We start from the raw sequence: 21,004 nt of genomic DNA, 5'->3' as shown, positions 1-21,004 counted from the left end.
GAACGTGGCGCGCGCCTCGCTGAGCGCGGACGGGGAATGAAACCGGGTCACCGTCCTGTTGGTCAGGACATGAGCACTCAGCAGCCGACCGCGTCGACGTCGAGCCGCACCGCCCGACGTCGCAGCGCACCAACGAGCGGCCCGCGGCGCCGGCACGACCGGCTGGGCGGGCCCGGCGGGCACGCCTCACACGGGCCGACCCGGCCCGATGCCGGATTCCCGGGCCGACCCGCCACATTGACCAGGCCCCTTGGCGCTGATGACGGCTGGGAGGCCCGCCTCGGGCTAGGCTCGTGGACGATGACGGACATCGACGACCACACAGACGAGATCGCCCTGGATGAGGTGATCGATCCCGACGACGGCGCGGACGGCCTGGACCGGGCCCCCGCTGACGAGGACGAGGCGGCCCGGGCGGCCCGCTTCGAGGCCGAGGCCCTGCCCTACCTGGACCAGCTCTACGGTGCCGCCCTGCGCATGACCCGCAACCGGGCCGACGCCGAGGACCTGGTCCAGGACGCCTACGCCAAGGCCTTCGGCTCCTTCCACCAGTACCGGCCCGGCACCAACCTCAAGGCCTGGCTCTACCGGATCCTGACCAACACCTTCATCAACTCCTACCGCAAGAAGCAGCGTGAGCCGCTCCAGTCCGACGCCGACGCCGTCGAGGACTGGCAGCTGCACCGGGCCGCCTCCCACGACTCGGTGGGGCTGCCCAGCGCCGAGAACCTCGCCCTGGACGCCCTGCCGGACTCCGACATCAAGGAGGCCCTGGGTCAGCTCACCGAGGACCGGCGCCTGGCCGTCTACCTGGCGGACGTGGAGGGCTTCTCCTACAAGGAGATCGCCGAGATCATGGACACGCCGATCGGGACCGTCATGTCACGGCTGCACCGGGGGCGCCGCCAGCTGCGCGAGCTGCTGGCCGACTACGCCCGCGAGTACGGCTACGGGGAGGAGGAGAAATGAGAGACCGTATGGAGCCGGCGGCCGGCAACGAGACGAGTGCTGAGGCTGCCGGGACCAACGAGGTCGCAGCCGGGGTCCCGGACTGCTCCTGCGCCGAGGCCCGTGCCCACCTGGAGGCCTTCCTCGACCGCGAGTGCACCGCCGACCTCACCGAGCGGCTCGCCCAGCACGTCGCCACCTGCCCGTACTGCTCGCGTATCGCCGACGCCGAGACCCACCTGCGCGAGATCCTGCGCTCGCGCTGCGCCGAGCAGGCCCCTCCCGAGCTGCGCGCCCGGGTCCTGGGGCGCCTGTCGACCCTGCGCGCCACCGCGGTGAGCGTGACGACGACGTCGACGACGACCCAGACGCGGACGACTGCCTCCGGGCGGGTCGTGCGCATCGTGGAGTCCCGGGTCGAGTCCTCTCGGACCGTTCACGTCGAGGGCGACTGAGGGCGCCTCGTCTCGAACGGGGCCGGTTCCGCCCCGGTGCCCGACCTCCGTCCGCAGTGGCGTGTGGTCGCCTTCACCGGCTGGTCGGCGGCGCGAGACTGGCCGGGTCAAGTCGCCGTGTGCGACAATCAGCGGCGTTCCGTGCCCCCTCGTGGGGCAAGTCCAGACACGAGGAGGCAGTTATGAGCAAGCGCGGTCGTAAGCGTCGTGCACGTGCGAAGTCCAGCGCCAACCACGGCAAGCGTCCCAACGCCTGAGCCGGGTAGCGCACCGAGCGCGGCACCCCCAGACGCGATAAGACGTCGGCCGGTCACCACCACGGTGACCGGCCGACGTCGTTCCCGGAGCCGTTCCCGAACCGTCCTGGAAGCGGATCGGCGCCGACCCGGAAACGCCCTGCTCAGGTGCTGACTCGGTGTCGCATTCTGGGTCCTACGGCCTTGACCGCCGTGAGAGGCTGACGTGTGAGCCGCGGAACACAGTGGTGGTTCGTGGTGTGGGAACGCCGATCGTTATCCACCCGCGCTCCACGACTGATTCCGTTGGCATGGCCTTGATTCCTCCTCCTCAACGATGGCGGTGTGACATGAACCTCAGGAATCTGACAGCGAAAGACCAGTGGACACTCTCCGACAACTCTCTCCTGCGGCGCATCCTCGTGTGCTTCCTGGGGGAGGTGATCACGGCCGTCGGGATCGCGATCTGCCTGGAGGGCAAGAGCGGCGTCGACCCCTTCACGGCCTTCCTCCAGGGCGTCTCCCACGTCTCGGGGATCTCCTTCGCCGCGATCGTCCCGATCGTCAACATCATCATGCTGATCCTCGTCTTCCCCTTCGACCGGTCCATCTTCGGACTGGGGACGGTCATCAACTTTACGATCGTGGGCGTCCTGGTGGACTACATCCGCCCGATCTACCGCAGCTTCTTCCACATCGAGTACTCCTTCGGCAGCATGCTCCTCCACCTGGCCATCGGTCTGCCGCTGTTCTGCCTGGGGGTGTCCATGTACATCACCTGCGACCTGGGACAGTGCCCCTACGACGGGATCGCCCCCTCCCTGAGGCGCCACTTCCCCCGCTACAGCTACCGCGCCTACCGGGTGGTCCAGGACATCATCACGATCCTCCTGGCCCTCCTGCTCATCAGGTTCGACCTCTCGCTGGGCATCATCGCCCTGGGGACGGTCATCATGGGCTTCTTCATCGGCCCCATCGTCGGCTTCTTCAACAAGCACGTCTCCAACCGCCTCGTGGGGATCTCCGGCGACATCTTCGCCGCCTCCGCGTCCGCCTCGCAGGCGTCACCGGCCCCGGCCTGACCGGCGCCCCGGCAGCCTCTCAGGACTCGGGGCGCTCGACGCCGAGCCACTCGTACCAGCCCCGGTGCAGCACCAGCCAGGCCAGCAGCCCGTAGCCGGCCTGGCCCGGGTGCGTGCCGCCGGCGGCGGCGACGTCGGCCGTCCACTGCTCGTGGTTGCGCAGCGGCTCGAAGGCGTCCACGTAGGGCACGTTGCGGCGCAGGCACACCTCCTCGGCGGCCTGGGACAGCTGGGCGGTGGCGTCGGGATCGGCCTCGGGCAGGGGCGGGGGCCCGACGACGAAGCACTCGCGGTGGTCGGAGGCGGCGGTGTCGAGGATGTTGGCCAGGGCCAGGCGGGAGCGGGCGTAGGAGATGCCGGCGAGCACGTCGGCCACCCCCAGCCCCACCACGAGCCGGTTGATCCCGGTGTGCGTGGAGCGGCGGGCCACCTCGGGTCCCCAGCGGTCGGACATTTGCGCGGTCGTCTCCCCGGGAACCGCCAGTGAGGTCCACAGGATGTCGGCGTCCCGGGGCGTGCGGGCCATGACCCGGCCCGTCCATCCCAGGGCGCGTCCGTCACCATGACCGGCCACCAGCTCGTCGCCGATGAAGCTCAGCCTCGTCTCACGCATGGCAGCGCCTCCTCATGCCTCATGATTCCTCATGCTGCCTTGACATTATCGTGACCTCGCGCTGTGGCGCGGGAGGCTGACGGCATTTCGGCGGGGTTGGCCGGGTATGACCAGCATGCTCTCAGTCTCGGGCGAAGGCCTGGTGGACGATCTCCTCCTGCTGGGCGCGGTGGACGCCGGCGGTTCCCACGGCCGGGGCGGCGGCCTCGGGGCGCGAGACCAGCGTGGGCAGCACGCCTCCGGTCAGGTCGGTCGGCAGGTGCAGCGCCAGGTAGGGCCACATGCCCTGGTTGGCCGGCTCGTCCTGCACCCACACGAGCTCGGCCCCGCCGAAGGGCGCCAGCGCCTCGGCGATGGCCTCGGTCTCCAGCGGGTAGAGCTGCTCGAGGCGGACGATGGCGGTCCTCGTGTCCCCGGTCCTGGTGCGGTGGGCCAGCAGGTCGTAGTAGACGCGCCCCGAGCACAGCAGCACCCGGTCCACGCCCTGACCGGCCGCAGCCGCCAGGACGGCGTCGTCGACCTCGCCGATGACCGGCTGGAAGGTGCCGGAGGTGAAGTCCTCCACCGGCGAGCAGGCGGCCTTGAGGCGCAGCAGCTGCTTGGGGGTGAAGACGATGAGCGGGCGGCGCGGGCGGCTGTAGGCGTGCTCGCGCAGCAGGTGGAAGTAGCTGGCGGGCGTGGAGGGCTGGGCGACCAGCATGTTGTCCTGCGCGCACATCTGCAGGTAGCGCTCGATACGGGCCGAGGAGTGGTCGGGGCCCTGACCCTCCTGGCCGTGGGGCAGGAGCATGACCAGGCCGGAGCGCTGCCCCCACTTCTGGGCGGCGGAGGTGACGTACTCGTCGATGACGGACTGGGCGCCGTTGGCGAAGTCGCCGAACTGGGCCTCCCACACCGTCAGCCCTTCGGGCCGCTCCACCGAGTAGCCGTACTCGAAGGCCAGGGCGGCGTACTCGCTGAGCAGCGAGTCGTAGATCTCCAGGGGCGCCTGGTCCGGGGTGAGGAAGCTCAGCGGCGTCCACTCCTGGCCGGAGGCGTGGTCGTGCAGGACGGCGTGGCGCTGGGCGAAGGTGGCGCGGCGCGCGTCCTCACCGGCCACGCGGATCGGCACTCCCTCCATGAGCAGGCTCCCCAGGGCGATGAGCTCGCCCAGGCCCCAGTCGATGCCGCCGGCGCGAGTGGCCTCGCGGCGCTTGGCGAGCATGGCCTGGAGCTTGGGGTGGACGGTGAAGGACTCGGGCCAGGCGACCTGGGCGTCCCCGATGCGCTCGACGACGTCGCGGGCCACCGCCGAGGTCCAGCCGATCATCATGCCGCTGCCCGCCAGCTGGGAGGAGGGGACCTCCAGGGAGGAGCGGGGCACGCCCACTTTCGTGGGGTCGGACAGGTCCTGGGTGGAGGCGTCGGTTCCTGACGCGGTCGCGCCGTCGGCGTCCTTCCCGCCGTCGACCTGGACACGGGCCTCGGTGAAGATCCGCTCCAGCTCGCCCTGGTAGCTCTCGGCGATCTCGTGGGCCTCCTCCGGGGTGATGTCGCCGCGCCCCACGAGGGCGGCGGTGTACACCCCGCGGGTGGAGTCCAGGGAGTCGATGAGCCGGTACATGAGCGGCTGGGTCATCGAGGGGTCGTCGCCCTCGTTGTGTCCGCGGCGCCGGTAGCAGATGAGGTCGATGATGACGTCCTTGTGGAAGGTGCGCCGGTAGTCGTAGGCGTGGCGGGCCGTGCGGGCCACCGTCTCGGGGTCGTCGGCGTTGACGTGGAAGATCGGCACCTGCAGGCCCTTGGCCAGGTCGGTGGCGTAGGTGGTGGAGCGGGCCGAGGCCGAGCCGGTGGTGAAGCCGATCTGGTTGTTGACGATGATGTGGACGGTGCCGCCGGTGCGGTAGGCGGGCAGCTGGCTCATGTTGAGGGTCTCGTAGACCACGCCCTGCCCGGCGAAGGCCGCGTCGCCGTGGACGAGGACCGGCATGACCGTGTAGCCCCGCTCGCCCAGGCCGATGCGGTCCTGCTTGGCGCGCACGATCCCCTCGACGACGCCGTCGACCGTCTCCAGGTGGGAGGGGTTGGCGGCCAGCGACACGCGGGTGGACACGCCGTCGGTCCCGGAGAAGACGCCCTCGGTGCCCAGGTGGTACTTGACGTCCCCGGTGCCGGCGCCCTCGATGACGCCGTTGCCCTCGAACTCGTCGAAGACCTGCCCGTAGGACTTGCCGGCGATGTTGGTGAGCACGTTGAGCCGGCCGCGGTGGGCCATGCCGATGACGACCTCGTCGAGGCCGTCGTGGGCGGCGGCGTCGAGCAGGCGGTCCAGGGCCACGATGAGGGACTCCCCGCCCTCGAGGCTGAAGCGCTTCTGGCCCACGTACTTGGTCTGCAGGAAGGTCTCGAAGGCCTCGGCCTGCTCCAGCTTGGTGAGGATCCGACGGCGCTCCTCGTCGCCGACGTCCTCCCACTCGCGCTCCAGGCGCTCCTGCCACCAGGTGCGCTGGGCCGGGTCCTGGATGTGCATGTACTCCACGCCCACCGTGCGGCAGTAGGCGTCGCGCAGCATCTTGAGGATCTCGCGCAGGGTGGCGCGGTCGCGCCCGCCCAGGCCCCGGGTGGGGAAGGAGCGGTCCAGGTCCCACAGGCTCAGCCCGTAGGAGGTGATGTCCAGGTCGGGGTGGCGGCGCAGGCGGTAGGTGAGCGGGTCGGTGTCGGCGGCCAGGTGGCCGCGCTGTCGGAAGGCGTGGATGAGCTCGGCCACGCGCGCCGGCTTGCCGGTCTCCAGCTCAGGGTCGTAGGTGGTGTCGCGGGCCCACTCGACCGGCTCGTGGGGGATGCGCAGGGACTCGAAGGCCCGGTTCCAGAAGCCGTCCAGGCCCAGGAGCTTGCGCTCCACCAGGCGCAGGAACTCGCCCGAGGCGGCGCCCTGGATGACGCGGTGGTCGTAGGTGGAGGTCAGGGTGACGACCTTGCCGATGCCCTGGCGGGCCAGGGTGTCGGGGCTGGCGCCGGCGAAGGCCGCCGGGTAGTCCATGCTCCCGACCCCCACGATGAGCCCCTGACCGGGCATGAGACGGGGCACCGAGTGCAGGGTACCGATCATGCCGGGGTTGGTCAGGGTCACGGTGGTGCCGCGGAAGTCGTCGAGGTCCAGCCTGTTCTCGCGGGCCTTGGCGACGAGCGCCTCGTAGGCCTCGACGAATCGCGACAGGTCCATGAGGTCGGCCTGCTTGATGGAGGGCACCAGCAGGCGGCGCTGCCCGTCGGGGCCGGGAACGTCGATGGCCAGGCCGAAGGCCACGTGGGCGGGCTCGCGCAGGACCGGCTTGCCGGCCTCGTCGACGCCGTAGGAGACGTTCATCGAGGGCATCTCGGACAGGGACTCCACCACCGCCCAGCCGATGAGGTGGGTGAAGGAGACCTTGCCGCCGCGCGTGTGGGCCAGGTGGCTGTTGATGATGGCGCGGTTCTCGATGAGGACCTTGGCGGGGACGGCGCGCGCGGAGGTGGCCGTGGGCATGGACAGGGAGTCGTCCATGTTCCTGGCGGTGCGGGCGGCCGCGCCCTTGAGCCGGGTGGCGCCGTCGTTGCAGGCCTCGCCCTCCAGATCGTGGACGTGGTGGGCGGCCAGGCGCTGGGCGTAGGGGGAGGTCGGGGGAGCGGTGTCCGACGGCGGGGCCGGGGGCAGGTCCGAGCGGGTGACGTCCTGGATCGCGGAGGAGCGGCGCTGGGGGACCGGGGCCTGGGGCGTGATCGTGGCCCGGCGGGGCTCCCCGGGGGCCGAGGACGCGAAACCGTTGCCGTCACCGTTCGAGGCCGTGGAGCTCGGCCGGCGCAGGCCGGCGCTCGGGTCGGTCTCGAAGAGCTCACGCCACTGGGGGCTCACGGAGGAGGGGTCCGCCGACCAGGCGACCCGCATCTCCTCCACCATCCACTCGTTGGCGCCGAAGCCTGGGCTGGTCTGGTCCGTGGGCACGTCGGGTCTCCTCGGTGAACTCGTCAGTCTGCCGTCCCGGCGGTGGGGCCATGGGTGGGACCCGGGGAGGAACGGCGGTGTTCGTAGGACATCCTAGGAGGTGAAGAGCGTCTCAGGCGAGCAAATGCGGGACTAAGGACACATGCGTGTCCCGACCGTGACGCCGCTCGCGGCGCGGCTCGTGACCGTCCTGAAGGAGCGCTGCGGTGGTACCGTTCGGTCACTATGCGATCGGCTTCCCGCCGGGCCCGCAGGCGCCGCGTCCGCACGCGCCGCGCCTCCTCGCCCGCCTCTGACCACCCCCACCCCGACTCGTCCACCGAGCACACTGGGCGCACTGACCGGCCCGCCTCCGGCTCCTGCGCCGCGCCCCGCCTGGGGGAGGGGCTCGCATGACCGACTGGCTCATGATCGCCGTCGGCGTGGTCCTCACCGTGGGAACCGCCCTGTTCGTGGCCGGTGAGTTCTCCCTGGTGGCCCTCGACCCCTCCACCGTCGAGACCCGCGCCGCCGCCGGGGACAAGCGCGCCGGCACCGTGCGGCGCGCACTGGGGCGCCTGTCCACCCTCCTGTCCGGCGCCCAGGTGGGCATCACCCTGACCACCGTGCTCCTGGGCTACACGATGCAGGCCGCCCTGGCGAACCTGCTCACCGACCTCATGAGCCGCTGGCTGGCCGCCTCCGTGGCCACCGGCGCCGCGGTCGTCATCGCGCTCATCGTCGTCAACGCCTTCTCCATGGTCATGGGCGAGCTCATCCCCAAGAACGCCACGCTGGCCGACCCCATGCGCGCCGCCGGCTTCGTGGCCCCCTTCCTCATGGGCTTCACCACCCTGCTCAAGCCCCTCATCGTCGTGCTCAACAACGCCGCCAACGCCGTCCTGCACGCCATGGGCATCGAGCCCGCCGAAGAGCTCAGCGGTGCCCGCAGCGCCGGTGAGCTCGCCTCCCTCGTGCGCCACAGCGCCGAGGAGGGCACCCTCGACGCCTCCACCGCCACCCTGCTCACCCGCTCCATCGGCCTGGGCGAGCTCACCGCCGTCGACGTCATGACCGACCGCGGCCGCCTCCATACTCTTGAGGCCGACGACTGCGCCGACGACGTCGTGCGCCTGGCCCGCGCCACCGGCCACTCCCGCTTCCCCGTCATCGGCCGCGACGTCGACGACGTCATGGGCATCGTCCACCTGCGCCGCGCCATCGGCGTCCCCTACGAGCGGCGCGCCGACGTGCCCGTGGCCTCCACCTCCCTCATGACGCCCGCGCCCCGCGTGCCTGAGACCATGCCGCTGGCCGACCTGCTGGTCGAGCTGCGCGCCCAGGGCTCCCAGATGGCGATCGTCGTCGACGAGTACGGCGGCACCGCCGGCGTGGTCACCCTTGAGGACGCCGTCGAGGAGGTCGTCGGGGACGTCGCCGACGAGCACGACCGCCGCCGCGCCGGCGCCCACCTCGACCCCTCGGGCCACTGGGTCGTTCCCGGGTGGATGCGCCCCGACGAGCTCGCCACCCGCGCCGGCATCCAGGTGCCCGACGACGGCCCCTACGAGACCCTCGGCGGCCTGGTCATGACCGAGCTCGGCCGCATCCCCGCCGTCGGCGACGTCGTCGAGCTGCCCCACGCCTCCCTGAGCGTCGACGCCATGGACGGGCGCCGCGTCACCCGCCTCCACGTGCGCCCCACCGACACCGACGCGGCCCCGGGCGCCCAGGAGGGGAAGCGCCGATGAGCACGCCCCTGGCCCTCCTGGTCACCGTCATCCTCCTGGCCGGCAACGCCTTCTTCGTCGGCGCCGAGTTCGCCGTCACCTCCTCGCGCCGCAGCCAGCTCGAGCCGCTGGCCGAGGCCGGCGACGCCCGCGCCACCACCGCCCTGTGGGCCCTGCAGAACGTCTCGCGCATGCTGGCCACCGCCCAGCTCGGCGTCACCCTGTGCTCCACCGGCCTGGGCGTCGTCGCCGAGCCCGCCATCGCCCACGCCCTCGAGCCGCTGCTGGCCGCTGTCGGCGTCGGGCACGCCGGCTCCCACGCCGTCGCCGTCGTCATCGCCCTGGTCATCGTCGTGGGCCTGCACGTCGTCGCCGGGGAGATGGTGCCCAAGAACATCTCGATCGCCTCCCCGGAGAAGGCCGTGCGCTGGCTCGCCCCGCCCCTGGTGTGGTGCTCGCGCGTCTTCAGTCCGGTCGTCAACGGGCTCAACGGCTTCGCCAACGGGGTCCTCAAGCTGCTGGGCATCGAGGCCAAGGAGGAGATCTCCGCGGCCTTCAACGCCGAGGAGGTCGCCTCCATCGTCGAGCGTTCCACCGCCGAGGGGGTCCTGGAGGACTCCACCGGCCTGCTCAGCGGCGCCCTGGAGTTCTCCGAGGAGACCGCCGGCAGCGTCATGGTGCCCCTGAGTGAGCTCGTCACCCTCCCCAAGGGCTGCACCCCGGAGGAGGTGGAGCGGGCCGTGGCCTCCACCGGCTTCTCCCGCTTCCCCCTCGTCGCCGAGTCGGGGGCTGACGCTGATGGAGGAGACGAGAGGGAGCCCGTCATCACCGGCTACCTGCACCTCAAGGACATCCTCTACGCCGACGGCGCCGACCGCAGTGAGCCGGTCCCCGCCTGGCGGGCCCGCGCACTCGTGCCCGTGGGCTACGACGACGAGGTCGAGGAGGCGCTGGCCGCCATGCAGCGCTCGGGGGCCCACCTCGGGCACGTGCGCAACGCCCAGGGCCGGTTCGTCGGCGTCCTCTTCCTGGAGGACATCCTCGAAGAGCTCGTCGGCGAGGTCAACGACGCCATGCAGCGCGAGGAGCACCAGCGCCGTGATTAAATCGTGATCTCACGGCGGCGCCCAGTGGATAGCCACAACGCGGGCCGTGTTGGTCGCCGGTGGTCGGCCCGCCGGCGGAACCCGGCGATCCGGGGTGGATTCGTTCGTATGACACGTGTTTCCGCCTCTGCATCGACATGATAGGAATAACCTTTCGACTTGTCTGAGAAGTACAGGTCACACAAAGGTGTGCTGGTTCTCCTGGCAAGACCCACAGCGGACCGCTACTGTTTTAACCGAGCACAACCTGAGACTGTCGCCCCGGCAGCCAGACACGTCGTCAACCACCGGGTCTCCGGTGCCGACGACTTCCCCTATGACACCAGCCACCTGGAGGCTTCCCGCGTGACCCCGCAGCCCATGAGTCGACGCCAGCGTCGCGAGGCGGAACGTGCTGCCGAAGTCGCTCGCCAGCTCGCCGAGGTGGAGGCTGGAGCCGGCGAGCCGTCAACGTCGACGACGCACACCACTCACGTCGCCGGCCCAACTCGCCGCTCGCGTCGTGACCTCCACTCTCACCGCTCCCAGACCGGCGCCCCCAGCGCCGTCACCGCGCCGAGCCCCTCCGCCCTCCCGGACGTTCCGGTGGCCCCTCAGAAGCAGAACCACCCGCAGCGGCCCGTGACCCAGGCGGCCCCTTCGGCTGCGGCCCCGCCCGCGCGATCAGGGGCGCACGCGGCCGCAGGACCGGCGCGACCGGCACCCGCCGATCAGGCCGGGAGGGGTGACCAGCAGCAGGTCGCCCCGATGAGCCGCATGGCCCGTCGGCGACAGGGCGCCGTCCAGCAGCCCGTCCAGCACGCGGATCCGGGCCCTCGCGCACATGCTGCGACCGAGCCCGCCACTCCTTCCGTGCCTGCGGCGGGCCCTGTATCGAACGCTGTGCCGAATGTGATGGCCGCTGCGCCGCATGCGGCCTCGAGCACCGTTCAGCCCTCCCCGGCGGCACCCTCCGTCTTCTCCGCCAGCCCGCAGGTGCGCGAGGAGACGCGTCCCGCTCGGCGCTCCCGCAAGGACCTGCGGGCCGCCCACGTCTCCGAGGACACTCGGCAGACGCGGGAGAACCCCGCCGTCGCGAGCCCGCAGGCGCCCCAGTCTCCTCAGCCTGAGGCCCAGCCGGAGAGCCGTCGCAGCCGACGTCGTTCCCAGGCCGCCGGGCAGCCCGCCGTCTCACCGACACCATCGGCGCCCTCGGCCCTGTCGCCGCTGGTGGCGGCCTCCCCGGCCGAGTCCACCTCCAGCCGTGAGCCGGCAGCCGGTCAGCCCGTCGGCAGCACTCCGTGGTGGGCCGCCAGCGGCGCAGCCCCCGCCTCGCCCAGCACGGCGCAGTCCCACAGCCACGCAGCCCCCACCGGGCCGGGTACCGCTGCGGCACCTGGTGCCGCCACCCGGCCGGAGAGCCGCCGCAGGAGGCGCGCCTCCGCGGCGACGCCCGCCGGCGTCTCGGTCAAGCCCGTCGTCGCCTCCACCACCCATCACAGTGCTCCCAGTGCCTCCAGTGCTCCGGCGAGCATCTCCACCCCGACGCCGCAGTCCGGACCCGAGGTGAGTGTCGAGGCCGCCCCCATGGCGTCGTCGGCTCCCGACGTTCCCCATGAGATCCGCTTCTCGCGGCGGATCACGGACTTCCGCGGCGCCGAGACCGTTGAGGTCCCCGAGGTCCGTAGGCTCATGGCGGCCCGCAAGGCCGGGGTGCCCCTCGCCGACGAGGCGGCCATCCGCGCCGCCAAGGCCGACCAGAAGGCTCAGAAGGCTCAAAGGACCGCGTCGGCGAGGAGGCCGATGGAGGCCGAGGAGGCCGGGGCCTCGGACGAGGCTGCCGCGGCGACGCCGTCGGCCAGGGTGTCCGCGGCCTCCAAGCCGGAGACTCACCGCGACTCCTCAACCGGGCCGGCTCCCGTGCGCCCCGCCCGGCGCCGCACCGGATCCGGGATCCTGGGACGCACCGCCGTGCTGTCGGCCCTGGCCATGGCCACGGTCCTCGCCCCGCTGGCCAACCATCTCGACAACACTCCGCTGGCCTCGGCCGCGATGAAGATGCACGCCGGAGCCGCCGCGCCGAGCCAGGCCGCCGCCGGGACCAGGCCGTCGTCCGTGGCCAGCGCCGTGCTCGGCAGCGATGACCTGGATGAGGACTCCGACACCCAGCTGTCCAACGTCCCCGACGCCGCCACCCGAGCCAGGATCCGCGAGGCCTACCAGAACGCCGCCAAGACCTGCTCCTCGGCGACCGGCGCCTCCGGCGACACGAGCGCCTTCAGCTCCAAGCCGCAGCTGTTCTACCCGATGCTCCCGGACACCTACACGATCTCCTCCGAGTACGGCTACCGCACCCACCCCACCCTCGGCATCCAGAAGCTTCACGCCGGCCAGGACATGGCTGCTCCCGTGGGAACGCCCATCTACGCGGCCGCGGCCGGCACCGTCACCACCGCGGGCATGGTGGATGGCACCGGAACCGTCACCATCAAGCACGAGATCGACGGCCAGGTCTGGTACACCAGCTATCTCCACATGTATGAGGACGGCATCTACGTCAAAGCCGGCGACACCGTCACGGCCGGCCAGATGATCGCCGGCGTGGGCAACACCGGCCGGACCTCCGGTTCGCACCTGCACTTCGAGGTGCGCACCAAGGACGACACCGCCGACGAGTCCACGGTGGAGCCGTGGGGCTGGCTCAAGCAGCACGGCGCCGTCGAGCTCACCACCAACTGCAGCTGAGGGAGACCCACTGTGCCGCCTGCCGCGTCACGAACCCGCCGTCCTGCCGTCATCGCCCACCGCGGCGGCGGGCGCGAGGTTCCTGAGAACACCTGGAGCGCCGTCGAGCACGTGGCCGCGCTCGGGCTGGAGTGGATGGAGACCGACCTGCGGCTGACCGCCGACGGCATCGTCGTCCTCAGCCACGACGAGGACCTGCGCCGGACCGCGAACGACCCCCGCACCGTTCGCGAGGTGATGTGGGCCGAGCTGGCCGACCTCGACTCCGGCGACGGGCGCGGTTTCGTCAGACTCGACGACGCCTTGCGCGCCCACCCGACGATGAGGTTCAACGTCGACCTCAAGGACTCCAGCGTCGTCCAGGCCGCCCTGCAGACGGTGCGCGACGCCGAGGCCCTCGAACGGGTTCGCTTCGCCTCCTTCTCCGCCCGGCGGCTGGCCGTGCTGCGTCGTCAGGAGCCCCGGGCCATGACCTCCCTGGGCGTCAGCGACGTGCTCGGGCTCATGCTGCGCAGCGAGGCGGCCGTCCCGCTGCCGCAGACCCGCTGGGGCTGGACCCGGGGGAGGGCCGACGCCGTCCAGGTCCCCGAGAGCTACCACGGCGTCCCGGTGATCACCCGGCGCTTCGTCGCCTCCGCGCACACCGCCGACCTGGAGGTCCACGTGTGGACGGTGGACGAGCCGGCCCAGATGCGCCGGCTGGCCGACCTCAACGTCGACGCCATCATGACCGACGTCCCCACCCTCGCCCTCCAGACTTTGGGCTGACCTCGCCCTCCAGGCCCTGGGCTGAGCCGCGTCGGCTCCCGGCACCCGCCGTTCGTCCCACCCAGTCCCGTCCAGTGACGGCCGACGGCGTCGCAGGCCGAGCCGGGCACCTACTGCACGAGGTCGGGGTTGCAATGGCCGGGAGCTGACCGCACTGCACGGGACTCCGGTCCTCGTGGAGTGCACCCGGACCTCCCCCAGTAGCACCCCGTCCTCGTGCAGTACGGATGGGCGTCAGCGGAACACGGTGCACTTTCGTGTCCACCCACGGATATGACCTCTCACTGGATCAGGGCGCAGAAATGTCACTGTCTCCTGTCATGATTGTGACCTGACTTGGCTCATTGCGGGGTGGTTGGGTCGCTGGGGGTGTGGTTGTGGTTGGGATTGTGCGGGTTGCGTGGGTGGGGGTGCGCACTAACGTGGGGGTATGAGTCCGTACGTTCGCGCGGTCAGGACGGCGTCGGGGGCCCGTGCGGTGCAGATCGTGTACTCCTCCCGCAAAGGAGCCCGCAGCATCGAGCACATCGGCTCAGCCCATGACGATGCTGAGCTGGCGGCGCTTAAGGAGGTCGCCAGGCAGCGTCTCAACGCTGGCCAGCTCGGCCTTGACCTGCCGGGCCTGAACGGTGCGGACGTCGGGGGAAAGGGACCGCAGGCGCTGGCTGGGGCCGGGCGCGTAGCGCCGATCACCTCCAACCGGATGGGAGTGCTCCTGGAGACGCTGGAAGCGGCTTGGAAGGCAGTGGGCCTGGACGGGCTCGGTGGTGCTGACGAGGTCTTCCGCCAGCTCGTTACCGCCAGGCTGATCGAGCCGACCAGCAAGCAGGACTCCCTGCGGGTCCTGGCCGAGGCAGGTCTGACGCCGGTGTCCTACGCCACGGTCAAGCGTCATCTGCCCCGCTACGCCGCTGAGGAGTTCACCCGGGGCCTGTCGCGCCTGCTGGCCGGACGCGCCCGCATCGACCGGGCCTCGCTGGTCCTGTTCGACGTGACGACCCTGTACTTCGAGACCGACAAGGCCGACGGTTTCCGCGAGCCGGGCTTCTCGAAGGAAAGACGCCTGGAGCCGCAGATCACGGTAGGGCTGCTCACCGACGAGACCGGGTTCCCTCTACGGGCCGAGGCCTTTGAGGGCAACAAGGCCGAGACCGCCACCATGATCCCGACGATCAACGACTTCATGAACGCCTACAACCTCGACGACGTGGTGGTCGTCGCCGACGCCGGGATGATCGGCGCCGCCAACAAGCAGGCCCTGGAGGCAGCCGGCCTGTCTTACGTGCTGGGCTCACGCACCTCACGCGTCCCCCACGTGATCAGCTCCTGGCACGACAGCCACCCCGACCAGGACGTCCCCGACGGGCTGACCCTGACCCAGCCCTGGCCCGCCGGAGCCAGCGACCAGCGCCGTGACGAGACCATCTGCTACCGCTACAGCGCCGACAGGGCCCGACGCACGCTACACGGGATCGACACCCAGGTCGCCAAGGCCGAGAAAGCCGTCGCAGGAAAGATCCCCGTCAAACGCAACCGCTTCGTGCACCTGTCCGGCGCCACCAGGAGCATCAACCGCGACCTGGAGACACGGGCCCGGACCCTGGCCGGGTGGAAGGGATACGTCACCAACCTGCCCAACCCCGACCCCGAGACGGTCATCGGTGCCTACCACCGCCTGTACAACATCGAGAAGTCCTTCCGCATGTCCAAGTCCGACCTGAGAGCACGCCCCATCTACCACCACCTGCGCCAGTCCATCGAGGCCCACCTGACCATCGTCACCGCCGCCCTGGCCATGGCCCGATGGCTGGAGAACACCACCGGCTGGTCCATCAGACGCCTGATCACCACCAGACGCCTGATCACCACCGCCCGCCGCTACCGCACCATCACCATCAACATCACCGGACACACCCTCACAGCCGCCGCCCCACTCCCACCCGACCTCATCCAAGCCCTCAACAACATCCACCACGACACTAAATGAGCCAACTCAGGTCACTGTCTCCTGTCATGATTGTGATGCCTCCACGGCGTAACCCCGGGTCAATGCAGAAGACGCTCTGCCGGGGAGTGCACCGAGAGGAGGTGACCTCTGGGCATGTCGAAGAACCGGAAGCGCCGACGTCGTCGAGCGGTGGCGCGTAAGGGGATGACGGGCAGGCAAAGAGCCCAGATCTGGCGGACGGCCTTGGAAACTGTTCCGCCGTTGATCTGGGCCCTTGCGGCTCTGATCAGCGTCCTTAGACGTTGATGTCAACATCCCAGAAGAGTCTGGGGAGTCGGGCATGAGTGGTGCTCGACTCCCCTTCATTGTGCCATACGAACGACATGGGGCGAGGGGGTATGTCAAGATCCAGATGTAACTTCTCGTCACGAACTACACTTGTCGTATGACCATTGCATCAGTTCAGGACACCGATTCATTGACCGTCCACGAGGCCGTCGGCGCCGCCGTGAACCAGGGGCTGTTCCTGCTTCACAAGACTCGCCGCAGCCTCGCCAGTCACCTTGGAATGACCGGCCCTGCGGTCAGCCGCAAGCTTCAGGGCACCACAGGGTGGAGCGTCGAGGACCTGATTCTCACGGCCGAGTTCCTCGGCGTTGACCCCGCCTCTCTGCTGCCTCGCAAGGTCGAGGAAACCCCCGCCGCGGGTGGCGACGGGGGCTCGGGGGTGGTGCCCCGGACAGGATTCGAACCTGCGACCTTCTGCTCCGGAGGCAGACGCTCTATCCACTGAGCTACCGGGGCCCGAGGCGTGACTGTACCAGCGTCCCGCCCCAGGAGCGAAACTGACGGACGACTGCGACATGTCCCACGAAGCCCCGCGGTCGCCGGCCTCCCTCGCGATCCGGCCCGGCCGATGACGGTACGCTGACGCGCGTGACTCCAGAAGAGCTTGCCGCAGCCATCCGCACCGTCCTGGAGGAGGCCTCCGCCGAGGGCTCCCTCGCCCTGCCCGCCGCCGAGATCCCCGACCCTCGCGTTGAGCGCCCCCGCAACCGCGACCACGGCGACTGGTCCACCAACGTCGCCATGCAGCTGGCCAAGAAGGCGGGCACCAAGCCGCGCGATCTGGCGGATCTCCTCGTTCCCCGCCTTGAGGCCCTCGACGGCGTCGCCTCCGTGGAGGTCGCCGGCCCCGGCTTCCTCAACATCCGTCTGGACGCCGCCAGCGCCGGTGAGCTCGCCCGCTCCATCGTCGAGGCCGGCGAGGCCTACGGTCGCAACGACTCCCTGAGCGGCCAGCACATCAACCTCGAGTACGTCTCGGCCAACCCCACCGGCCCGGTGCACCTGGGCGGCGCCCGCTGGGCCGCCGTCGGCGACTCCCTGGCCCGGATCCTGGCCGCCTGCGGCGCCACCGTCACCCGCGAGTACTACTTCAACGACCACGGCACCCAGATCGACCGCTTCGCCCGCTCCCTGCTGGCCTCCGCACGCGGCCAGGAGACCCCCGAGGACGGCTACGGCGGCGCCTACATCGGCGAGATCGCCCAGCAGGTGACCGCCGACGAGCTGGCCGCCGGCCGCCCCGACCCGGCCACCCTGCCCGACGGCGAGGCCGCCGAGGTCTTCCGGGCCCGCGGCGTCGACCTCATGTTCGCCGCCGTCAAGGCCGAGCTCCATGCCTTCCGCTCCGACTTCGACGTCTTCTTCCACGAGGACTCCCTGCACACCTCCGGCGCCGTCGAGCGCGCCATCGCCCGCCTGCGCGAGCGGGGCGTCATCGAGGAGCGCGACGGCGCCACCTGGCTGCGCACCACCGACTTCGGCGACGACAAGGACCGTGTCCTCATCAAGTCCGACGGTAACGCCGCCTACTTCGCCGCCGACCTCGCCTACTACCTGGACAAGCGCGAGCGCGGCGCCGACTGCGCCATCTACCTGCTGGGCGCCGACCACCACGGCTACATCGGCCGGATGATGGCCATGTGCGCGGCCTTCGGGGACACCCCTGGCACCAACATGCAGATCCTCATCGGCCAGCTCGTCAACCTCGTGCGCAACGGCGTCCCGGTGCGCATGTCCAAGCGAGCCGGCACCATCGTCACCCTGGAGGACCTGGTCGACGCCGTCGGCGTGGACGCCGCCCGCTACGCCCTGGCCCGCTCCTCCATGGACTCCATGATCGACATCGACCTGGACCTGCTGGCCTCCTCCACCTCCGACAACCCCGTCTACTACGTCCAGTACGCCCACGCCCGCACCCGCAACGTGGCCCGTAACGCTGCCGAGCACGGTGTGAGCCGCGACCCGAATGAGGCCCCCTTCGAGCCTTCGGCCCTGGACGACCCGGCCGACGCCGCCCTGCTGGGGGTCCTGGCCCAGTTCCCCGCCACCGTGGCTCAGGCCGCCTCCCTGCGCGAGCAGCACCGCGTGGCCCGCTACCTCGAGCAGCTGGCCGCCGCCTACCACACCTGGTACGGCGCCACCCGCGTCACCCCCCGTGGGGACGACGCCGTCAACGCCGGCCACGTAGCCCGCCTGTGGCTCAACGACGCCGTCGGGCAGGTCCTGGCCAACGGACTCGGCCTGCTGGGCGTCTCCGCACCTGAGAGGATGTGACACCATGACGAACCAGATTCCCGCCGGTGAGCCGCCACTTGGGGCCCTGGCCTGCCCCGAGCCCGAGGACCGCCCCGACCTGTGGCCAACGACCGCACGGCGTACACCCGACGGCGAGCTCGCCCTGGGCGGGCTGAGTGTCTCCGAGATCCTCACCGACGCCCCCAGCCCCGTCTTCGTCCTGGACGAGGCTGACCTGCGCGGCCGCGCCGCCGCCTGGAGCGCCGCCGTGGCCGAGGAGTTCTGGTCCGGGTACGGACTGCGCGGCGGTGAGGCCTTCTACGCCGGCAAGGCCTTCCTCACCACCACGGTCGCCCGGTGGGTCCTGGAGGAGGGCATGGGCATCGACGCGGCCAGCCGCGGCGAGCTCGCGGTGTCCCTCGCCGCCCTGCAGGAGGTGGACGGGGTGGAGGCCACTATGGCCGCCACCCGTGTGGGCCTGCACGGCAACGGCAAGACGCAGGCGGAGATCGCCGTCGCCCTCACCCATCACCTGGGCCACGTTGTCCTCGACTCCCTCGAGGAGATCGAGCTTGCCGTCCGTGCCGTGCGTGACCTGCGTGCCAGTGGCGTCTACGGGCCCGAGGAGACCGGCAAGGTCATGGTGCGCCTGACCACCGGTATCCACGCCGGCGGGCACGAGTACATCTCCACCGCCCACGAGGACCAGAAGTTCGGCCTCTCCGTCCACGCCGGGACCGCCCGTCAGGCCATCGACGCGATCATCGCCGCCCCCGAGCTCGAGCTGCACGGGCTGCACTCCCACATCGGCTCCCAGATCCTGGACCTGGCCGGCTTTCGGGAGGCCGTCGGCGTGGTGCTCGGCCTGCGCCACGAGGTCGCCGTCGACACCGGACACCTGTGCCCGGAGGTCGACCTGGGCGGCGGCTACGGCATCGCCTACACCGGCGCCGACCCCGTAGCGCCCTCACCGGCGCAGGTCGCCCGCACCCTCGCCGAGGCCGTGCGTGAGACCTGCGAGCGCCTCGGAGACGAGGTCCCCACCGTCTCGATCGAGCCCGGCCGCGCGGTCGCCGGCCCGACGACGGTCACGCTGTACACCGTCACCGGTCTCAAGCGCGTCGAGCTGGGGGAGGGGACCTCGCGCCTCTACGTCAGCATTGACGGCGGCATGAGCGACAACATCCGCCCCGCCCTCTACGAGGCCGCCTACACGGCCCTGGTCGCCAACCGCCGCCCCGACCCGCAGGCCGGACTGGTGCGCAGCCGGGTGGTGGGCAAGCACTGCGAGTCCGGCGACGTCGTCGTCCGGGACGTGGACCTGCCCGCTGACCTCGCCGTCGGCGACGTGCTGGCCGTGCCCGCCACCGGCGCCTACGGGCGATCCATGGCCTCCAGCTACAACCTCTTCACCCGCCCCGGCGTGCGCTGGGTCCGCGAGGGCGAGTCCGGCTGGATCCTGCGTCCTGAGACCATCGAGGACCTGCTGCGTCTGGAGGGCTGAGGCCCGTATAGACTCCGGGCATGGGTGACAGTGACCGGGACTACCGCAGAGCCTTCTACAGAGCGCTGAACGTCTATCAAGGTGCTCGGCTCCTCAGCGAGGAAGAGGAGTTCGAGCGCTACTATGTCCCGATCTACGACCAGCCCGACGGTCCGGCCGGACCGGACCTGGTTGCGGAGATCGCCACCGCGATCGACTTCACCGCCGGTGGTTCGGTCCAACTGCTCTCAGGCTATCGCGGCGCTGGAAAGACCACCGAGCTCCTGCGGCTATGCCAGGAGCTCGATCGTAACGTCTACGTCCCCGTCTACTTCGACATCGAGGATTACTTCAACACCGAGCTTCCACTGGAAGTGGGAACCTTTCTCATTGGCCTCGCGGCCGGTTTCGTTGACAACTGCGAGGCGATCGACGGACTCAAGCAGAAGCTGTACCGTCGGGTTCAGACCTTCTTCCAGCGCCTCAACATTGATGCCGAGGTCAGCGCCTCCGTCAACGGGGGACCGGCCTCTCTTGACCTGAGGGCGACGCTTCGCGACGACGAGAGTTTCCGGGCGCAGGTCAAGAAGGCCCTGGAGTCCAACCGCAAGACGTTCAAGGAGGAGATGCATGCCTTCTTCAGCGATCTCGTGAGTAGCCTCCCTGCAAACAAGACGCCGGTCTTCATCGTCGACTCCATTGAGCACTATCGGGGGCGGTCATCCACCTTCGACGAGGTCCGTGACTCCGTGGAGTCGATGTTCTCCCTCTACGCCTCGGAGCTGGCACTGCCCGGGATGCACGTGGTCTATACGGTGCCGGTGTACGTCAAACCCACCGGGTGGGGTGGTGAGATCTGGCCGGTTCTCAATGTCAAGGTGCGGGAGCGCAGTGGCGAGAACTGCCAGGAGGGCATCGACCTGCTGCGTCAGGTGCTGGCCCAGCGTGCCCCGGACGGTGACGTGGAACGGCTCCTGGGGGCGGAGGTGGACCGGGTGATCCGAGCCTCAGGTGGCCTGTTCCGTGAGCTGTTCCGGCTGGTCTCGAGCCTCCTGCTCAAGAACGGCCCGCTTCCCGTGAGCCCCGAGGACGTCGACCAGGTCGAGCGCCAGCAGCGTTCTCAGGCCGTCGCCGGGTTGACTCAGGAGCAGTGGACGATTCTTCGCCAAGTGAAGGAGACTCACCAGCTCATCGTGCCTCGGGAACTGACCTCGGAGGCTTGGACTCTCCAGGCACTCGGGTACGTGTTGTGTTATCGCAACGGAACGGTCGACTGGTTCGGGGTGCACCCCCTGCTGGAGAGCCTTCTCGACGAGGGCTAGCATGCGCGTCCCGACTGCCCCCTCGACGGTGAGCGTCGACCATGCCTGGTCCGATCTGCGCCGCCA

At 70.4% G+C, this 21,004-nt stretch carries 15 protein-coding genes and 1 tRNA gene; 13 read left to right on the top strand and 3 right to left on the bottom strand.

The genetic code is table 11. The features are described 5' to 3' along the window. Positions 1-300 precede the first annotated feature (300 nt). The 4 genes from EL340_RS06975 to EL340_RS06965 all read left to right on the top strand — a co-directional run bounded on the left by EL340_RS06975 (position 301) and on the right by EL340_RS06965 (position 2,721). Positions 301-969, top strand: coding sequence for a sigma-70 family RNA polymerase sigma factor (locus EL340_RS06975; protein ID WP_126415362.1), 669 nt, complete (start codon positions 301-303; stop codon positions 967-969). Continuing rightward, a complete protein-coding gene (gene rsrA, locus EL340_RS06970) occupies positions 966-1,403 on the top strand; it encodes a mycothiol system anti-sigma-R factor (RefSeq protein ID WP_126414003.1) in 438 nt (145 codons plus the stop codon). Before EL340_RS06975 ends, rsrA begins: the two co-directional genes overlap by 4 nt. A gap of 182 nt (positions 1,404-1,585) precedes the next feature. Next, positions 1,586-1,660 (top strand): 50S ribosomal protein bL37, encoded by a 75-nt coding sequence (locus tag EL340_RS15930; RefSeq protein ID WP_370538935.1) that lies wholly within the window; start codon positions 1,586-1,588, stop codon positions 1,658-1,660. A gap of 329 nt (positions 1,661-1,989) precedes the next feature. Further along, a complete protein-coding gene (locus EL340_RS06965) occupies positions 1,990-2,721 on the top strand; it encodes a YczE/YyaS/YitT family protein (RefSeq protein ID WP_126414002.1) in 732 nt (243 codons plus the stop codon). Positions 2,722-2,740: 19 nt separating this feature from the next. Here EL340_RS06965 and EL340_RS06960 read toward each other — a convergent pair whose 3' ends face one another. Both EL340_RS06960 and EL340_RS06955 read right to left on the bottom strand, forming a co-directional pair. After that, positions 2,741-3,334 (bottom strand): GDSL-type esterase/lipase family protein, encoded by a 594-nt coding sequence (locus tag EL340_RS06960; protein WP_003785741.1) that lies wholly within the window; start codon positions 3,332-3,334, stop codon positions 2,741-2,743. 121 nt (positions 3,335-3,455) lie between these two features. Then, positions 3,456-7,295 (bottom strand): multifunctional oxoglutarate decarboxylase/oxoglutarate dehydrogenase thiamine pyrophosphate-binding subunit/dihydrolipoyllysine-residue succinyltransferase subunit, encoded by a 3,840-nt coding sequence (locus tag EL340_RS06955; RefSeq protein ID WP_126414001.1) that lies wholly within the window; start codon positions 7,293-7,295, stop codon positions 3,456-3,458. Positions 7,296-7,520: 225 nt separating this feature from the next. Between EL340_RS06955 and EL340_RS14915 the strand changes: the two genes are divergently transcribed. The 6 genes from EL340_RS14915 (at position 7,521) to EL340_RS06930 (ending at position 15,589) form a co-directional block, all read left to right on the top strand. Next, positions 7,521-7,691: a hypothetical protein gene (locus EL340_RS14915; RefSeq protein ID WP_164719355.1), complete on the top strand. Its 171-nt coding sequence runs from the start codon at positions 7,521-7,523 to the stop codon at positions 7,689-7,691. Beyond that, on the top strand, positions 7,688-9,025 hold the full coding sequence (locus EL340_RS06950) for a hemolysin family protein (RefSeq protein WP_126414000.1): 1,338 nt from the start codon (positions 7,688-7,690) through the stop codon (positions 9,023-9,025). Before EL340_RS14915 ends, EL340_RS06950 begins: the two co-directional genes overlap by 4 nt. Next, positions 9,022-10,110, top strand: a complete 1,089-nt coding sequence (locus EL340_RS06945; protein WP_126413999.1) for a hemolysin family protein — start codon at positions 9,022-9,024, stop codon at positions 10,108-10,110. The genes EL340_RS06950 and EL340_RS06945 overlap by 4 nt, the downstream gene beginning before the upstream one ends. Before the next feature lie 345 nt (positions 10,111-10,455). Then, a complete protein-coding gene (locus EL340_RS06940) occupies positions 10,456-12,834 on the top strand; it encodes a M23 family metallopeptidase (protein WP_126413998.1) in 2,379 nt (792 codons plus the stop codon). Positions 12,835-12,846: 12 nt separating this feature from the next. Beyond that, positions 12,847-13,602 carry a glycerophosphodiester phosphodiesterase family protein gene (locus EL340_RS06935; RefSeq protein WP_126413997.1) on the top strand — a complete coding sequence of 252 codons (756 nt, stop codon included), beginning with the start codon at positions 12,847-12,849 and terminating at the stop codon, positions 13,600-13,602. Positions 13,603-14,032: 430 nt separating this feature from the next. Continuing rightward, on the top strand, positions 14,033-15,589 hold the full coding sequence (locus EL340_RS06930) for an IS1634 family transposase (RefSeq protein WP_126413996.1): 1,557 nt from the start codon (positions 14,033-14,035) through the stop codon (positions 15,587-15,589). Positions 15,590-16,278: 689 nt separating this feature from the next. Here the strand turns inward: EL340_RS06930 and EL340_RS06925 are convergent. Next, positions 16,279-16,354, bottom strand: a tRNA-Arg gene (locus EL340_RS06925). 132 nt (positions 16,355-16,486) lie between these two features. Between EL340_RS06925 and argS the strand changes: the two genes are divergently transcribed. The 3 genes from argS to EL340_RS06910 are packed head-to-tail and all read left to right on the top strand — an operon-like array spanning position 16,487 to position 20,938. Further along, on the top strand, positions 16,487-18,172 hold the full coding sequence (argS, locus tag EL340_RS06920) for an arginine--tRNA ligase (RefSeq protein WP_126413995.1): 1,686 nt from the start codon (positions 16,487-16,489) through the stop codon (positions 18,170-18,172). A 4-nt stretch (positions 18,173-18,176) separates the two neighbouring features. After that, positions 18,177-19,637, top strand: coding sequence for a diaminopimelate decarboxylase (lysA, locus tag EL340_RS06915; protein ID WP_126413994.1), 1,461 nt, complete (start codon positions 18,177-18,179; stop codon positions 19,635-19,637). A 20-nt stretch (positions 19,638-19,657) separates the two neighbouring features. Further along, a complete protein-coding gene (locus tag EL340_RS06910; protein ID WP_126413993.1) occupies positions 19,658-20,938 on the top strand; it encodes a hypothetical protein in 1,281 nt (426 codons plus the stop codon). Positions 20,939-21,004: the final 66 nt, after the last annotated feature.

Source organism: Actinomyces viscosus (assembly GCF_900637975.1).
In the GTDB taxonomy this organism is placed as follows: domain Bacteria; phylum Actinomycetota; class Actinomycetes; order Actinomycetales; family Actinomycetaceae; genus Actinomyces; species Actinomyces viscosus.
The sequence above is the reverse complement of the archived record's forward strand: the minus strand, read 5'-3'. Positions and strand labels throughout refer to the sequence as shown.

Bases quoted from the DNA above. Each gene is read 5' to 3' on its own strand.
- EL340_RS06975 (WP_126415362.1), top strand. From the start codon at position 301: ATGACGGACATCGACGACCACACAGACGAGATCGCCCTGGATGAGGTG.
- rsrA (WP_126414003.1), top strand. From the start codon at position 966: ATGAGAGACCGTATGGAGCCGGCGGCCGGCAACGAGACGAGTGCTGAG.
- EL340_RS06965 (WP_126414002.1), top strand. From the start codon at position 1,990: ATGAACCTCAGGAATCTGACAGCGAAAGACCAGTGGACACTCTCCGAC.
- EL340_RS06960 (WP_003785741.1), bottom strand. From the start codon at position 3,334: ATGCGTGAGACGAGGCTGAGCTTCATCGGCGACGAGCTGGTGGCCGGT.
- EL340_RS14915 (WP_164719355.1), top strand. From the start codon at position 7,521: ATGCGATCGGCTTCCCGCCGGGCCCGCAGGCGCCGCGTCCGCACGCGC.
- EL340_RS06950 (WP_126414000.1), top strand. From the start codon at position 7,688: ATGACCGACTGGCTCATGATCGCCGTCGGCGTGGTCCTCACCGTGGGA.
- EL340_RS06945 (WP_126413999.1), top strand. From the start codon at position 9,022: ATGAGCACGCCCCTGGCCCTCCTGGTCACCGTCATCCTCCTGGCCGGC.
- EL340_RS06930 (WP_126413996.1), top strand. From the start codon at position 14,033: ATGAGTCCGTACGTTCGCGCGGTCAGGACGGCGTCGGGGGCCCGTGCG.
- lysA (WP_126413994.1), top strand. From the start codon at position 18,177: ATGACGAACCAGATTCCCGCCGGTGAGCCGCCACTTGGGGCCCTGGCC.
- EL340_RS06910 (WP_126413993.1), top strand. From the start codon at position 19,658: ATGGGTGACAGTGACCGGGACTACCGCAGAGCCTTCTACAGAGCGCTG.